Consider the following 16,085-nt stretch of genomic DNA (forward strand, 5'->3'; position numbering starts at 1 on the left):
ATCCAAGGGGCATCAGATGTACAACCAGAAACAACACCACTTTGTGTGGGAGTAATTATCGGGTTAACAACGTCAATCAAGATTTGTAAATAAAATAAAAAAACAAAATGAGAGGATGAATGAAATGTCAAAAGGATACAAGTTCACAAAAGAAGAGTTAGTAGAAGCATGGAAAGATCCACAGGTAAGAGAGAAGTTAAAAGATTTACCGAAACATCCATCGGGAAAAGCGCTAAATGAATTAAGCGAAGAAGAATTAGCGGAAATTCAAGGGGCATCAGATGTACAACCAGAAACAACACCACTTTGTGTGGGAGTAATTATAGGAATAACGACATCAATTAAAATTTGTAAGTAGATAGGTTTCATTCGAAAGGGGTGTTCATCTCCTTTTGAATGAAACAGATTCCAATATTCGAATGCGAAAAATCGAATGTTGGAATCTGTTTCCCCTGAAGGGGACCAATTTATTGGAATATGGATTTTAAAATAAGGAAGGGGATTAAATTATTATGTTAATTCACTCATATATAAATGAAAAGGCATTTGCAAAGAGTCTTAATTTGAAAGAGCGCTATAAAACGCTAATGAGTAGAAGAGATTTATTATTATCGGAAGATTTAAATTTAGCCCAATTAAATAAATGGATAGATAAAATGTTTAGAAGTAATAAAGCTGATTTTGATTTTAAATTAAAAATGAATGAAATGACAAAAGAAGATTTTGCGAGTTTAATTGAGAAAATCCCTGAATCAAAAGAGCATTTATATATAGATGAATTAAATGAGCATGTGAATTTGCGCGTGTTAGAAATGGGAATAGAGTTGTGTGAAAGTAAGCCATTAAGTGCAGAGGAAGATTTAGGGTTTATAGAATTTGTTAGACCGTTTGCACTTTATGCAGCCGAAATGATAGATAGTTCGTTGAAATATAGATTAAATAAGATACGTTATGAGCATGAAGAGATTAAAGAAATGTTAGTGCGATCTTTAGTAGAAGAGTTATTAAATAATGCGGTGCGATCACTAGTTTTAGAGTTTAATATTGCAAAACTGAGGGAGGAACTAATAGGAGAGACTCCAGAAGAGCGATTCCTTTCTTTTGTCAGAGAGAAAGCTAGAAATAAGGAGAATTTAATTGCGTTCTATGAGGAATACGCAACATTAACACGAAGGTTAATTTTGAGAACAGAGTATTTTATACAAAATGTTCAAATGTTACTATTTCGTTTGAATGAAAATTGGCTACAGTTACAAAAAGAATTTCAATTGCAGGATGTATCATTAAGCGAAATTAAGGTTGGATTAGGAGATACACATCAAGAAGGTAAAACAGTTGTTCAGCTTGTATTCTCTTCAGGTAAAGAAATTTTATATAAGCCAAAGTCTATGGAAATTACGAAATCGTACCATGCATTTTTAGAATGGATGAATGAGGTAAGTGGAAGTATACAACTTCCATCATATAAAGTTTTAGACTTTGGTGAATATGGATGGGAAGAAAAAATATTGTATAAACCGTGCTCTTCTAAAGAAGAGGTGGAGCGCTACTATTTACGTTTTGGTAAGTTGATTGGTTTAATGCATATGTTAAAAGGTGCTGATTTGCATTTTGAAAATATAATTGCTCATGGAGAGTATCCATACATTATTGATTCGGAGACGATTTTCCATCAATATCCAAAACTGAATTTTCCGGATAGTGCGGAAGTAAAATTGAAATATGAACAAAGCGACTCAGTGATAGGATCTGGATTGTTACCGCAAGCTATGTTTCAAAACATCGATGGAAAAGGTATAGATTTAAGTGCTTTAAATGGAAAAGAGCAAGATTTGCCGTTTAAGGTGCTGGCCTTAAGTCAAAATAGTAAGGATGAAATGGAATTTACTATGAAAGAAGCCAAAAGTCAAAGTGCTAAAAATCTACCGAAACTTGGAGTAGAAGAAATTTATGTAGAGGATTATTTAACCTTTATTATTGATGGTTTTCAGGAAATGTGTAAATTTTTTATTGAGTATAAGGAAGAGATTTTATCAGAAAGAGGACCTTTAATTACATTTAGAGAAAATAAAATTCGCATTGTTGCTAGGGCAACTCAACAATATTGTAATTTCTTACAAGAGTCTACACATCCAGACTATATGAGAGATTCAATTTTATTGGAACAATTATTTGAAAGAGTATGGTATTACCCATATGAAAATAAGGGGCTAGTCATTCATGAGATTCAAGACTTATTACGTGCGGATGTTCCTATATTTACGACTTTTACAGATTCACGAGATCTATATAGTAGTACAGGTGAAAGGATGGAAGACTTTTTTAAGGAGAGCGGTTATGAGCAAGTATATAATAGAATTTATCATTTTGATGATAAGGAATTGGAAAAGCAACGAGGGTGGCTGAAGTTGGCAATACAGGGAAATAGAGATGTTGATATTAAAGTGAGAAGAAAAGAGGATTACAGAAGTGAATTATTAGAAAATCATCAGGAGACAATCTTGCAGGAAGCTATAAATATCGGAGAGTCTTTAGTAGAGAATGTAGTATTATCAGATGATAAAACAACAGCATCATGGTTACAAGCAAATGTTATTCACGACAAGTGGTATGTTGCCCCGATGAAGCAAAATTTATATGACGGTTTAGGTGGCGTAGCACTATTCTTATTGTATCTAAATAAGGTTACAGGAAACGAAAAATATTTAGAGGTTGCTCATAAGGCGTTGAAGTCAGCGATGAACCCTTTATCGAAAGCGAAGGGGCTTCTATCGACCTTCTTGAGTAAATATTCATTGTTATATCCATTAGCACATTTTCAATCTATAAGTCCTAGAAAAGAATATCAGGATTTTTTAGAAGAAATAAAAGTAGAATTAAAAGAAAGGCTCAAAGAAGAAGAAGAGTTTGATTTGTTAAGTGGCTCAGCAGGAGTTATTCAAGTGGCCCTTAATTTATTTGAAATGACAAAGGATCAAGATTATTTAGATCTTGCTGATATGTACAGTAAGCATTTGGTGGAAAATGTATCAATATTAGAAAATGGAGTAGCGTGGAAGAATAAACATACTAACAGTTATTTAGGCGGTTTTTCTCATGGGACGAGTGGTATCGCTTGGAGCTTATGGCGTTCAGGGATTATGAATAGGAATCAAGAATATATTGATTTAGCTAAAAAAGCATTTGCTTATGATCGATCATTGTTTGAAAAAGAAGAAAGTGCGTGGAAAGACACAAGAGAGAGTGAGAAGAAGTGCTTACATCAATGGTGCCACGGTTCCACTGGAATAGGATTGAGTAGAGTTTTAGTAAGAAGCTATGAAGAAGATGTAGAAATGGACGAAGAAATTCGAGTGGCTGTAGATAATGTGCGAAAGTATGGATTTAAAAATAATGATACATTATGTCATGGGAATATGGGGGACACGGAATTACTATTGGCTGTTTCACAGTTGTATGGTAATAAAGAATTGTATGAACAGGCGTTACAAATTGGCATACAAGTTATTACTAATTATAGAGAAACTGGTAGTTATCAATGTGATGCACCAGATGATATTCAATCATTTGGTATGTTTGTAGGGATAGCAGGAGTTGGTATGCAGTTGTTAAGACTATTACAGCCGAATGAAATTCCATCCGTTATGACATTAGAAAATGTAAAAGGATAAATGAAAAGACATTCTACCTTTTGGTAGAATGTCTTTATTATACATTTACATTTATTATACCTTTTCGAACAGCTTCAGCTAATGCTTCAGAACGAGAACTTACCTTGAACTTTTTAAACAGTTTCGTTAAATTATATTCAACAGCCCTAGAACTCATATATAATTCATCTGCAATTTGTTTATTACTTTTTCCTTTCGCAATGGATTCAAGAATTTCTAATTCTTTTTGTGTAATTGTAACATGGCTTGATGCTCTTTTCGTATCTAAGTTATCAACAGTCATATCTTCAACTCGAAGTTGTCGCAATAAAGAAATTGGAATTAAAGTATACCCATTTAAGACGGCCCGAATAGCCATTAATAACTCTTGCTGTGATGCTGATTTGCTAACAATACCGCTAATACCAGAATCTATTAATAAATTAAATTGTGATAAATATTCGAAGCCTGTGTAGAGAATAATTTTTGCATCTGGTTGTATGTGTAAAAGTTTTTGAGCCACATCAAGTCCACTATAATTAGGCATGTTCATGTCTAAAAGATATATATCAAAAGGTGTTTTTGAACTTTGAGAAATTGCTTCCTGTTCGTTTAAAATGTATGTTGCTTGAATATCTTCTTCTAATTCGATCATATTTTTCGTACCTTCACCCACTATTTGGTGATCGTCTACAATCAAAACGTGTATCATTTTATTCACCTCGGTATAGTAATATTTACTTGTAGTCCATTTCCTATTTCTGAAATAAGCTGAATTTCGCCTCCTATTCCTTGAACGCGCCCTTTGATTCCAGATAAACCCATATGTTTATTTGAAGAATAGGGGGCTTGGGTATTAAAACCGATGCCGTTATCACGATAATCTAGATAAATACAATTATTTTCTTCCCATAAAAATATATTAATTAAGGTTGCATTAGAGTGCTTATCAGCATTGTTTAATAATTCTTGGATAATACGATAAATAGATAAAATTTTATCAAATTCGTAATGATTCTCCTGTATTGAGTCATATTCAAATTGAATTCGGAAATTAGTACGTAGTTGCATTTGTGCTAATAGCTCTTTAAGTGCACCTATAAGACCAATTTCAGATAGAAGAGCCGGTTTTAATTCATTACAAGTGTCACGAATTTGTTGAATAACATCAAACATACCGAATTTTATTTTTTCTAATTGTCCCTGCAATTCACCTGGTACAGTATGTTCTTTTAATACGGTTTCTAGTTTACGATACCAGACAATTTGGTCTTGCAGGGCAGCGTCATGAAGATCCGCAGCAAGCCGACGCCTTTCAGTTTCTGAGATTTGAAATAGTAGGCGCGAAAGAGTTGCTGAGTGTGTTTTATTTGCCATGCTTTCTTTTTCTAAAGATTGAATGATTTGATTAACTGAATTTAGGTTTTCATAAACTAGACGTACATATTTTACGATAGCAATAAACCAAGTTTTTTCATTGATATTAAATTTAATATTGTTGGTTTTATTTCCAACCCAAATGTAATGCTTTGTGTTTTGGGTAGAATATAAATAAATACCGATGCATCCGTCATCTTCTAATAAATCATTTATATACCCTGATTCCATTCCCCATTGTTTCTTTTTCGAAAGATGAAATTTTTCTGTTTCTCCGTAACTTTTATAACAATTGTATGTATTTTGTTTTGTATCAAACTCAATAAATTGTATAAAACACGGTTTTAGTAGGGAGATAATTTCATTCATAAATTTTTTCTCTAAATCTTTTACCTTCATAATGGAAGAAAGTTGTTGTGCGAATTGATCAATACTTACATGTAAATTGGTTTTGCTTCTGAATAATTGATTGCGAAATGTGAAATCTAATCGTTCTTTTATTACAAGAAACAGTATGTTTAAAGGGAAAATGATAATGAAATTTTGCATGAGTCTAATAAAGAATCGCTCATCAGGATTAATACCCCAGCTTATAATTAATGTAATAATGATAGTTGGAAGTAATGAAAGCAAAGAGTAGTACCGAACACGATCAAACATAAAATCAATATCAAAGATTTGCTTTGTTAATATTAAATAAAAGTAGCCAATTGGAATGCAAAATAGGAATAATGCTGCAATATCAGCCCTAATAATGGCTGCATTAAATAATATCCTTGGAAGAGCATATAGCATTATAAATGGCCCGAAAGAAATACATTGGATAACTAACATAAATTTAAAAAAAGGCCTGTGTAAAGTATTTCTATATTTTATGTATCCTTTTAAAAGGAAATATACACTTAAAAGAATACTAAAACATAAATAAGCTAAATCTGTGTAAGCAGAGACTTGTTGCAAATTTGGAAGAAAGGTAACGGATAATAAGCCGGTAGTAATAACTGTCATGTATAGAAAAATGTGAAATCTAATCACATTTTTATGTATAATAATAATTTCCTTCCGCTTAAACAGCTGATATAAAAATAAAGTAAGAAATAAAGATACGCTTTGAAAAGAGATACTTATAATTAAGAGTCCGCCAAAATCAGATTTACTAGATATAGAAGAGGCGGAAAGGCTAATAGAGGTTGCTAATAAAAAAAGCATAAAATAACGCTCTTCTCGCCTTATAGCTTTATTTCTATAGACAATAAAGCATAAGCTTAAAATGGTCAGAGAAAAAATCATTGGTAGATATAATGTAATAATTAGCTCTTCGTTGTCTGAAGTAGCTGTTGTGCTATAAGTAGAAATCCTATCATTCTGTATAGTTTGAATTTCAGTTGCATTTAAAAATTGATTTTGGTATCGCTTGAAAACCCCTAAATAAGGATTCGCCCCATCCACTTTGTAAATTTCATCACCTGCTTTTAAGGCTGTTTTTGCAGCCCAACCCGACGTATCAATTTGACTGATTGTATATGTATTATGTTTTTCTTTAGAAGCGATAATGCCACTGTAAGGCTGATAAAACTTGTAGAGGATGTAACTTTGTATGATTAAGTAAAAAATTATTAATGAAATTACGAAATAAATTGGACGTTGTTTAATCATTGCTAGAATTACCTCACTATCATATATAATTTCGGAATCCCGCAATAGGATTGCGGATAATAGCAAAAGAATATGTAATAATATAAAACTATAAAAATTGGTGGGGTGAACGATATATGATTAGAGAATTAGTTGAACGTATATTAGAAGATATTCAATTTAAAAATGTGTGTAGTCAAGGAACAATAGCCATTGATGGTATATCAAAACAAGAATTAGAAATTATTTTAGGTACTTTAAATAAATCGTCTTTACTTAGTAAAGCTGCTGAGACATGGAAGTAAACTAAATTAGAGTATCAATTAACCTATCCTTATTTGCTTGACTGAGTGAAAGTTGTTCGATGTATCCTTTTGATTTGTATACATATAGGTTCTGCATAACGGAGCAGTACTCCATTGATCCACCGTACAGTAATATGTGTTTTAAAGAATCTAATGTTTGATTATTTAATTCATCGTATTGTATCTCTTGATTAAAGAACTTTTTTATAAGTATAAAGTTATCATTTTTACTATTTAAATAATATAGTATTGGTAAAGTTTTCTTTAAATTAAGAAAATCATTTTTCTTATCCCATTGCATAATATCACGCATGTCGTTTTTTATTTGATTAATAACGCCTATACATAGTGCGTAGTTTTCAATTAAAGAACGCTGGATAGGGTTGATATTCCCTGTTCCTAATAAGCATGCAAGTTTAATTAGATATCCAGATTTGTGAGTTACCATATCAATATAATCTTTCTCGGAATGGATTTCATTTTTAAGATCTAGTTGTTGTCCATTAATAGAGTTTAAAATAGAAGAGTGTATTTCATTTTTGAGCCAGTTTTTCATTTGAATTGAAAGGGAAGCCTTGTCAACTTCTTGCAAACAAATAAGTAAAAATCCCATAATTATATTGAGATTTGTGGCAATTGGATGTTTTGTCCAAGGTCCTTCTAAGAAATCTTCGTCTTGAATATCATCCATAATATCTAGAGCAAGCATAAGTAATTCTATAATTGTTAGCAGTAATTGTTTTTCCTCTTCATTTTGGTTATCTTGAAATATTTCATAATGTACGAGAGTGATGTTAGCAAAACGAGTAGAATCATTGAATTTGTATTCAATATATTCTGAAGAACATTGACGTAATGTAGATTCGAAAAAATGTCCATAAACCAGTTTTTTTGCACGCAAAATTAATTCATTTTGTAATGAATAAATCACTCGCAGCTCCCCTTTTGTAAAAATTCGGAATATTCCAATTGTAACATAAGAGGGACATCTTCACAATTAAGCATATCGTAAATGCGATATGTTTTTTTTATGAAGATGTTGCGGAGAATCCCGCTAATTTGTTTGCGGTAACTACAACGTGCATTGCGGACAATAACGTTTAAAAGAAGGATATGATAGGAGTACAGATTAAGACAACACAGTTTAATAAACGAGAAAAAATAATCTAATATGGATTGAGAATAAAGGAGGAGAATGATGAAGAAAGTTTTAAGTGGTCGAGAAAAAGAAGTAGCTGTGTTGATTGCACGAGGTTTGAAGGATGTTGAAATAGCAAGGGAGTTATTTATTAGTAGAAGGAGAGTGGGGGAATTAGTAGCCTCAATTAAAAGAAAGTTAGAAATACATTCAAGGGTCCAAATTGGAATAGCTGCATATTTTTTAGGATTAATTACATTTGAATTTAATTTTAATCATGGTAACCATGAGGGTGTTGCTATGATTAATAGTTAAAGAGATAGGGGGGAATAAAATGGCAAAGGTGCCCTTTATAGAACAGATGGAACATAGCGAATGTGGATTAGCCTCATTGGCGATGGTCTTTAGTTTTTATGAAAAGCATGTTTCGTTAGCTGAATTAAGAGAAGAGTTTGGTGTTCCGAAAGGTGGTACATCTTTATACCAGCTTATGCATATTGCTAGGAAAAATGGTTTTCAAGTAAAAGGATATAAAGCTGAATATGAAGCTTTAAGTGAAGTTAAATTACCAGCAGTTATCCATTGGGAACATAAACATTATGTAGTCCTAGAGAAAGTGACAAAAAAGGGGGCTATAGTTATAGACCCTGCTTACGGAAGAAATAAAATCTCTAAAAAAGAAATGGAGGAAAAGTATTCTGGATTTGTATTAACACTGGAACCAGATGAGTCATTTCAAAAACAAAAAGGTGTCTCTCATTTGCAATTCTTTTTATCGTTTGTGTTAGGGAAAAAGAAATTAATAGCTTTAATTGTATTAGCTTCTTTGATAATTCAGGCTTTTGCGCTGGTGATTCCATTTGTAACAAGTTGGATGACTGACCACGTAATTGTTCCGAGAGATCCGAGTTATATGAATATGATAGGTTACAGCATTTTAGTATTGCTAATAAGTTATCAAGTATTTGCTTCGTTAAGAGGCTTTCTAATAGCGAAATTACAAACGGCAATTGATATGTCTTTAATGCAAAGTTTTATAGAAAAACTACTAAGTCTTTCTTATAACTTTTTTGAGAATCGATCCATGGGAGAACTGTTATTTAGAGCAAATTCCAATGTATATATTAGACAAATATTATCTACTAAGGTAATTTCCTTTCTTATAGATGGAATTCTGCTTTTCACTTACTTATTCTTCATGTTTCGTTATTCGACTTTATTAGGACTCGTTGTGTTAGCAGTTGGGATTGTTATATTCGCCTTACTTGTCATGAGCACGACTGTTTCTAAGAAGTTAGCTGATAAAGAGGTTTCGGCTCAAGCTCAAGTTCAAAGGATTTTGTCTGAGAGTATTAATGGGATTAGTGATGTGAAGGTTATGGGATTGGAAAAGCAAGTGTATAAAGAATGGAAAGAACGCTTTGGTTCTCAACTTATTCATGCAGAGAAGAGATCTATATGGACGGCATTGATGAATACATTAGCGGGTTCTATTCAATTTATCTTACCCTTGTTTCTACTTTGGTTCAGTGGACAACAGGTGCTAGCTGGAAATATGACATTAGGAAGTGTACTCGGCTTTAACGCGTTAGCGATTTCGTTTATAACACCGATTATCTCCATTGGGAGTGGCTATGGTGAATTGATTTATATTAGCTCCTATATTCAGCGGATTTACGATGTAATGCATGCGAGATCGGAGAGAGAGGTCAATCAATTTTCAGGAATTAAGAAACTGAATGGTGATATTGAGTTTGACAATGTTTCTTATCGTCACAATTATTTCAGTGAAGATGCAATTCAGAATGTTTCATTTAAAATCAAAGCTGGTGAGAAGGTCGCAATTGTTGGGGCGTCTGGGTCTGGAAAAAGTACAATTGTAAAAATGCTTCTCGGACTATATACACCAACGAATGGGAAAATCCGATTTGATGGGATTGAAAGCGAAAAGTTAAATTTGAAATTTTTAAGGAAATCAATAGGCGTTGTTTTCCAAGAAGCGAGATTGTTTAACAAAACGGTAGGAGAAAATATCATTGCGCAAAGGAAAGGTGTACCTCCAAATGGAGTAATTGAGGCATCGAAGCAAGCGAATATATTAGAAGATATTATGATGCTACCATTAAATTTTCAAACGATGGTATCTGAATTTGGAGTTAATTTCTCTGGTGGGCAAAGGCAAAGATTAATATTAGCTAGAGCATTGGTAACAAACCCATCTATTCTAATATTAGATGAGGCGACAAGTGCACTCGATACATTGTCTGAAAGAGTTATTGATGAGAATTTAACTGATATGTTATGTACAAGGATTGTCATTGCACATAGGTTAAGTACGGTTAAGAATGCAGATAAGATTATTGTTATGGATAAGGGAGCAATTGTAGAGATAGGATCACATACAGAACTACTTGAGAAGCAAGGGTATTATTATCAATTGTCAAAAGCTCAGGAAGTAAAAGGAGGGATTAAAAGTGAAAGATTGGCCTAAATATCGAAACACTATAGCGAAAATAGGTGTTGGAATTACAGTAGGATTATTATTAAACCTTCCTATAGTTGGAGTTAGTACGATAAGCGCTGAAGAAATGAAACATAATCAAATTAAAGAAAATTCGTATGTGTTTACATTGAGGCAAGGTGAAAATACGGATGAGATGATAAAGGAAATTAGAGATAAATATCCCGATTTAAAGCTAGAAGTAATAAAAGAAATTAAGATGCTGAATATCGAAGGTGATAATTTAGAAAGAGTACAAGAAGCGAAGCAGCATTTATTAAAAAATTATAAAGGGATAATTGAAAAAGCAGGTAGAGAGGATGTAGTGGAATTAAAGCCGCCCGCTATAGTAAAGAAACCTTCGAATATAACAAAATACGCACCTTCACAATTAGAACAAGAAGAGGTCGATTATAGCAAATGGAAATGGGATGTCGATAAGGTAACAGAAAATGGAGAGAGCTATAAAATTGAACAAGGAAATCATAGTGTAAAGATTGGTGTTATTGATAGTGGGATTGATGTAAATCATCCTGCGCTAAAGGGAAATATAGTTAGTCAGGGGAAAATTTTAGTTCCGAATGTAGAATCAATTGAAGATAATATTGGTCATGGAACAATGATTGCTGGGTTAATAGCTGCTGATGGGAAAATAAAGGGGGTAGCGCCCAAAATTGGGATTGTACCATACAAAGTATTTCAAGGTAGTTCTGCGGATTCAAGCTGGATTATTAAAGCTATTGTAGAGGCTGCAAATGATGGTATGGATGTTATTAATTTAAGTTTAGGAACATACAAGTCCATTAAAGATCCAGAAGAAGGAGCTGTGTACTTAGCTTATAAAAGAGCAATAGAGTATGCGAATAGTAAAGGGAGTTTGCTAGTGGCTTCCTCTGGAACAGAAGGATTCGATATTTCAAATCCTTTTCAATTAGCTAAGCAAAGAGGATATGAAAACGACTTACAACTTCATATGCCAGGAGGTTTACCGGGGGTAGTAACTGTTGCGGGAACAAATAAAGATGATCGATTAGCTTATTACTCTAATTATGGAACCAATGTTGATATTGCAGCTCCATCAGGAGATTATGGATCTTTGTGGGAAAGTGAAAAAGTGGGAGATGAAACAGCTATGGTATTAACCACATATCCTACAAACCTTCCGCAATCTCAGCTAAGTGAATGGTTAGGGTTTGATAGAGGGTATGAGCTGATGATTGGAACGAGTCTAGCAGTTCCTAAAGTTTCTGCTACAGCCGCACTTGTAATTGCGGAATATAAAGAAAAATTTAGGCTGAAGCCTAGTAATGGATTTGTTAAAACAAGATTATATCAGGGGGCCAAACCGGCATTAGATGACGGAAAAAAATATTTTGGAAAAGGTATTGTAAATGCGAAGGGTGCACTTGATTTTCGAAATACAAATTTTAAAAAATGGGAGAGATAGGGATGAATTTTAAAAAGTTTTTACTTATGATTGGCGGAATTGCTTTAGGAATGGCAGTTATTTACTTTATTAAACAGTAAAGGGGATGTTATATATGGCATTTGAAATTCAAGGATTAAATAAAACATTTGGTGAATATAAAGCCGTTAATGATTTAAATATACGTGTAGAAGAAGGTGGGATTTTAGGGATGCTGGGCCGAAATGGTGCTGGTAAGACGACAACGATTCGTATGATCTTAGATTTAATCAAACCGGATAGCGGCCAAATTCTATGGAATAATCGCCCTTTTTCAAAGAAAGACCTATCTATTGGCTATTTACCAGAAGAGCGTGGATTATACCCGAAAATGAATGTAGTGGAGCAATTGGTGTATTTCGGCAAGTTAGAAGGAATGCCAGCAAATCTTGCAAAAAGGCATGCGTTACAGTGGCTAGAAAAATTAGAAATGACACCACATTTAAAGAAGAAAACAGAGGAATTGTCAAAGGGAAATCAACAAAAAATTCAATTGATTTCAGCGATATTGCATAATCCGGAATTCATCATACTAGATGAGCCATTTAGTGGATTGGATCCTGTAAATGCAGAGATGTTAAAAAATGTTGTACTCGAGTTAATCGCGCAAAGAAAAACGATTATCTTTTGTAGTCATCAAATGGACAGTGTAGAAACGTTCTGTGAGGAAATTTGTATTATGAAAAACGGTCAAATTGTATTATCGGGTGCCTTGTCAGATATTAAGAAAAGTTATCAATACAAATATATGACGTTGCAAACGGAAGGGGATATTGAACCGATTCTTAAGAAGAAAAATTTCAATTTTGAAAAAGTTAATCGTACGTTCATGATTAAAGTTAATGATGGAGAGGATGCATTCTCGCTGCTTGAAGATATTAAAACTAAACAATATATCCGAGACGTTTCTATTAAAGAACCTTCTTTACATCAAATCTTTGTTGAAAAGGCGGGTGCATAAGTAATGAGGAATTTCTGGATTGTTTTAGGGCAAACGTACTGGGATCGTGTGAGGACGAAAATATTTATTGGGATGACATTGTTATTAATAGGAGGAGGGATATTCTTATTCTCCTTTCCAACTTTAGTACAAAAGTTTTCTGGAGAGAAAGAAAAAGCAAAGGTTGTATTTATTTCCGAAGCACCTAATGTTACTTTGGATCAATCTAATCTTAGTAAAGCTCTTCCAGAATGGGATTGGTCTTTAGGTGATAAAACAAAATTAAATCAATATAAGCAAGATTTGTTAGATAAGAAAGTCGAAGCGCTCTTTATATTAAAAGAGGGTGCGGGTGCTGAACCAGTATTAGATTACTTTATGAAGGTGGATAATCCTAAGTTGATTCAAAGTGCGCAGGTATTTGTACAAAATCAGTATTTTCAAAGTGCGGTAGTTAAACAACAGTTATCAGAAGAGGCTGTGAAATCACTGACGATGAACGTGCAAGCGAAAAAGCAAAACTTAAATAACGAAGAAACAAGCTCATTCTTACTGGTGTATTTATTAGTAGCGATTATGTACTTAGCAATTACTTCGTATGGAAATGCGATTGCTACAGCGGTAGCGTCAGAGAAGGCGTCGCGTGTTATGGAAGTGATGGTAACGAAGGTGTCGCCTGTTCACATGGTCTTTGGGAAGATATTAGGAGTCGGTCTTGCTAGTTTGACACAGTTATTTATTTTCTTCCTTAGTATGGCGCTATATATTAAATCTGGAATTTTTAAGGTATCGGATTCGTTTTTTGGAGTGAATATTGATGTAAATATGATTACAGGTGAGCATGCTGCATATTTCTTGTTATATTTTGTTCTCGGTTACTTCGTTTATGCGGCACTTTTCGCAGTGTTTGGTTCTATGGTAAGCAGGCCAGAAGAATTATCCGGAACAACGATGCCGATTACTCTTATATTGATGGGAAGCTTAGTGGTGGAGTTATTAGTAGTACTTGATAACCCTGAAGGGCTAGTATCAAGGGTGACATCATATGTTCCGTTTACAGCTCCAATTAGTATGGTAGTTAGGATTATTAATGGATCCGTTGGGAGTTTAGAAATTATTACATCTATGGTTGTATTACTGGCTAGCATTAGCTTAATTGCTATGTTTGCAGCGAAGGTCTATCCGAAAGGTGTATTAAGAAGTGGTAAGAGCCTTAAATTCATTCAATTGTTAAAAAATAATTAATTGCAGGGGGGAATAAATTATGGGATTTTTTTCGAAAAGAAAACAAAAAATGATGGATAGTAATAACGAGAGAAGCGTGAAAAAAATAGTTGAGTTGTCTGTGGAAGAGATGAGAGGAATTCAAGGAGCGTCTAGTGAATCGAACGATTATCTCTATGATTCCTATGTAATTAGGAATCAAAGTTCCTTAGCTTTAAATAAGAGGTTTCTTTCTTAATTAAGAATCGTAAAAGAGTAGTTAGGCATAGTGAAGTGTCACTATACCTAAACTGCTCTTTTTATTTTGGAATTGAACAGAGATAAATTTAATGTTGTTATATATAAAATTAAGGGTTACTATTAGTATGTGGTAACAAATAATTGAGTTTATTATTTTCTTTCAATATTATTCAAATTTAGGTTGTAAGTTGTAAATCTCATTAATACATATAAATTAATAATATTTTGGAATGGGTGTCTGCGTGAGGATTCTCCTTTTACCAAACTTATTGTACAATAGAAACAAGGGGGAGATTAGTTTGAAGGCAAGTCTTTTACAAGAACAAAGCTTACGTTTGGCAATGACACAAGAGTTAAGGCAAGCGATTACAATGCTCCAGTATAATGTACAAGAATTATCGGAGTTTTTGTATGAGCAATCGTTAGAGAATCCCCTTATTGAGTTAGGTGGTTTTGAGAGGGAGAAGAAAAAGAGCTCTAACAACAGTAAAAGTACCAGCAAACAAGTCGAGAATCAGATGGAGATCTACAGTGTGGATTCTACAACGATTCAGCAACATTTATTAAATCAAATACAGTATTATAAAATAGATGAAGAAGAGCGAAAAGTAGCTTCTTTCATTATTATGAACATGGATGGAAATGGATATTTACAAGAAACGAATGAAGAGTTAGCAGAGCTCCTTTCTGCGCATATTCATGTAGTCGACCGCTCTGTAGAGCTTGTCCAATCACTGGAACCAGCAGGGGTAGGGGCGCGTAATATTCAGGAATGTTTAACCTTGCAATTGAAGCGCTTACAAAGACGGAATGGATTAGCAGAAGAGGTTGTAGAAGATCATTTCGCTTATTTTGTGAAGAAAGATTGGCGAAAGCTCGTTCAAGTGTTGAAATGTAGTAATGAGGAATTACAGAGTGCGGTAAATTGTATAACGTCATTACAACCAAAACCAGGTCTTGCGTTTTCTTCAGATAAACCACTTTATATTGTGCCTGATATGGCGGTGAAAAAAGATGGCGATCGCCTCGTTTTACAAATGAATGAGAGAAATATGCCGAGAATTGAAATTCATTCTGAATATAGTGCGCTTCTTAATAATAGTGAAAGTGAAGTAGCATCTTACGTATCAGAAAAGTATCAGCATGTGCAGTGGATTATGCGCAGTTTGAAGCAGAGAAAACAGACGCTGCTGCAAGTAATGACTATTATTATGGAAAAACAACGTGATTTCTTCTGGAAAGGTCCAGAGTATTTAAGACCTCTCGCTTTAAAAGAGGTAGCGGAAGAGTTAAGTGTGCATGAATCGACAATTAGTCGTGCGACGCGAAATAAATATGTTCAAACACCACACGGTTTATTTGAGATGAAATCGTTCTTTAGCAATGCCGTTTCGACGACTGAAGATGAAGCAGTTTCTACAAAACGTGTAAAACAATTTATTCAAACGCTAATTGGGGCAGAGGATAAGAAAAAGCCACTTTCAGATCAAAAGATTTCAAAATTATTAGAAGAAGAGCATGAAATTGTTATTTCTCGAAGAACAGTGGCGAAGTATAGAGAACAAATGCATATCCCAGCTTCGTCATTACGAAAAACGATCGGATAGGTGA

The 16,085-nt window shown here is 33.6% G+C and carries 14 protein-coding genes; 11 read left to right on the forward strand and 3 right to left on the reverse strand.

Annotation, left to right across the window (positions count from 1 at the left end; translation table 11 throughout):
- The 3 genes from ACS2QP_RS11185 (at position 1) to ACS2QP_RS11195 (ending at position 3,671) form a co-directional block, all read left to right on the forward strand.
- Complete coding sequence (locus tag ACS2QP_RS11185; protein WP_002162981.1) at positions 1 to 93, forward strand: mersacidin family lantibiotic; 93 nt, start codon at positions 1 to 3, stop codon at positions 91 to 93.
- Positions 94 to 124: 31 nt separating this feature from the next.
- Positions 125 to 358, forward strand: a complete 234-nt coding sequence (locus ACS2QP_RS11190; protein ID WP_438882427.1) for a mersacidin family lantibiotic — start codon at positions 125 to 127, stop codon at positions 356 to 358.
- Between the two features lie 154 nt (positions 359 to 512).
- Positions 513 to 3,671, forward strand: a complete 3,159-nt coding sequence (locus ACS2QP_RS11195) for a type 2 lanthipeptide synthetase LanM family protein (RefSeq protein WP_438882428.1) — start codon at positions 513 to 515, stop codon at positions 3,669 to 3,671.
- A 37-nt stretch (positions 3,672 to 3,708) separates the two neighbouring features.
- Here ACS2QP_RS11195 and ACS2QP_RS11200 read toward each other — a convergent pair whose 3' ends face one another.
- Positions 3,709 to 4,362 (reverse strand): response regulator, encoded by a 654-nt coding sequence (locus ACS2QP_RS11200; RefSeq protein ID WP_000582194.1) that lies wholly within the window; start codon positions 4,360 to 4,362, stop codon positions 3,709 to 3,711.
- A 5-nt stretch (positions 4,363 to 4,367) separates the two neighbouring features.
- Positions 4,368 to 6,683, reverse strand: a complete 2,316-nt coding sequence (locus ACS2QP_RS11205) for a sensor histidine kinase (protein ID WP_332284813.1) — start codon at positions 6,681 to 6,683, stop codon at positions 4,368 to 4,370.
- A gap of 116 nt (positions 6,684 to 6,799) precedes the next feature.
- Here ACS2QP_RS11205 and ACS2QP_RS11210 point away from each other — a divergent pair, with 116 nt between their 5' ends.
- Complete coding sequence (locus ACS2QP_RS11210; protein WP_000617614.1) at positions 6,800 to 6,967, forward strand: hypothetical protein; 168 nt, start codon at positions 6,800 to 6,802, stop codon at positions 6,965 to 6,967.
- Position 6,968: 1 nt separating this feature from the next.
- Here the strand turns inward: ACS2QP_RS11210 and ACS2QP_RS11215 are convergent, their stop codons facing one another.
- Positions 6,969 to 7,898, reverse strand: a complete 930-nt coding sequence (locus tag ACS2QP_RS11215; protein WP_000640554.1) for a polyprenyl synthetase family protein — start codon at positions 7,896 to 7,898, stop codon at positions 6,969 to 6,971.
- A 267-nt stretch (positions 7,899 to 8,165) separates the two neighbouring features.
- On the opposite strand from ACS2QP_RS11215, the gene ACS2QP_RS11220 reads away from it, so the two are divergent.
- The 7 genes from ACS2QP_RS11220 (at position 8,166) to rpoN (ending at position 16,081) form a co-directional block, all read left to right on the forward strand.
- The gene (locus ACS2QP_RS11220; RefSeq protein ID WP_000757187.1) at positions 8,166 to 8,420 is read left to right on the forward strand and encodes a response regulator transcription factor; all 255 of its coding nucleotides are present in this window, start codon (positions 8,166 to 8,168) and stop codon (positions 8,418 to 8,420) included.
- Positions 8,421 to 8,439: 19 nt separating this feature from the next.
- On the forward strand, positions 8,440 to 10,596 hold the full coding sequence (locus ACS2QP_RS11225) for a peptidase domain-containing ABC transporter (RefSeq protein WP_332284811.1): 2,157 nt from the start codon (positions 8,440 to 8,442) through the stop codon (positions 10,594 to 10,596).
- Entirely contained in the window at positions 10,580 to 12,052 is a 1,473-nt protein-coding gene (locus tag ACS2QP_RS11230) for a S8 family peptidase (RefSeq protein ID WP_332284810.1), read from the forward strand. Before ACS2QP_RS11225 ends, ACS2QP_RS11230 begins: the two co-directional genes overlap by 17 nt.
- A gap of 94 nt (positions 12,053 to 12,146) precedes the next feature.
- Positions 12,147 to 13,031, forward strand: a complete 885-nt coding sequence (locus tag ACS2QP_RS11235) for an ABC transporter ATP-binding protein (RefSeq protein WP_000863489.1) — start codon at positions 12,147 to 12,149, stop codon at positions 13,029 to 13,031.
- A gap of 3 nt (positions 13,032 to 13,034) precedes the next feature.
- Complete coding sequence (locus tag ACS2QP_RS11240; RefSeq protein WP_001243601.1) at positions 13,035 to 14,255, forward strand: ABC transporter permease; 1,221 nt, start codon at positions 13,035 to 13,037, stop codon at positions 14,253 to 14,255.
- A gap of 19 nt (positions 14,256 to 14,274) precedes the next feature.
- Positions 14,275 to 14,472 carry a hypothetical protein gene (locus tag ACS2QP_RS11245; protein WP_000505575.1) on the forward strand — a complete coding sequence of 66 codons (198 nt, stop codon included), beginning with the start codon at positions 14,275 to 14,277 and terminating at the stop codon, positions 14,470 to 14,472.
- A 301-nt stretch (positions 14,473 to 14,773) separates the two neighbouring features.
- Positions 14,774 to 16,081 carry an RNA polymerase factor sigma-54 gene (gene rpoN, locus ACS2QP_RS11250; protein WP_000647955.1) on the forward strand — a complete coding sequence of 436 codons (1,308 nt, stop codon included), beginning with the start codon at positions 14,774 to 14,776 and terminating at the stop codon, positions 16,079 to 16,081.
- Positions 16,082 to 16,085 lie beyond the last annotated feature (4 nt).

This window comes from Bacillus cereus group sp. Bce019 (genome assembly GCF_051781745.1).
Lineage (GTDB): Bacteria > Bacillota > Bacilli > Bacillales > Bacillaceae_G > Bacillus_A > Bacillus_A cereus.

Excerpts from the sequence above, each read along its gene's own strand:
- ACS2QP_RS11190 (WP_438882427.1), top strand. The coding sequence starts at position 125 with ATGTCAAAAGGATACAAGTTCACAAAAGAAGAGTTAGTAGAAGCATGG.
- ACS2QP_RS11195 (WP_438882428.1), top strand. The coding sequence starts at position 513 with ATGTTAATTCACTCATATATAAATGAAAAGGCATTTGCAAAGAGTCTT.
- ACS2QP_RS11200 (WP_000582194.1), bottom strand. The coding sequence starts at position 4,362 with ATGATACACGTTTTGATTGTAGACGATCACCAAATAGTGGGTGAAGGT.
- ACS2QP_RS11205 (WP_332284813.1), bottom strand. The coding sequence starts at position 6,683 with ATGATTAAACAACGTCCAATTTATTTCGTAATTTCATTAATAATTTTT.
- ACS2QP_RS11210 (WP_000617614.1), top strand. The coding sequence starts at position 6,800 with ATGATTAGAGAATTAGTTGAACGTATATTAGAAGATATTCAATTTAAA.
- ACS2QP_RS11220 (WP_000757187.1), top strand. The coding sequence starts at position 8,166 with ATGAAGAAAGTTTTAAGTGGTCGAGAAAAAGAAGTAGCTGTGTTGATT.
- ACS2QP_RS11225 (WP_332284811.1), top strand. The coding sequence starts at position 8,440 with ATGGCAAAGGTGCCCTTTATAGAACAGATGGAACATAGCGAATGTGGA.
- ACS2QP_RS11235 (WP_000863489.1), top strand. The coding sequence starts at position 12,147 with ATGGCATTTGAAATTCAAGGATTAAATAAAACATTTGGTGAATATAAA.
- ACS2QP_RS11240 (WP_001243601.1), top strand. The coding sequence starts at position 13,035 with ATGAGGAATTTCTGGATTGTTTTAGGGCAAACGTACTGGGATCGTGTG.
- ACS2QP_RS11245 (WP_000505575.1), top strand. The coding sequence starts at position 14,275 with ATGGGATTTTTTTCGAAAAGAAAACAAAAAATGATGGATAGTAATAAC.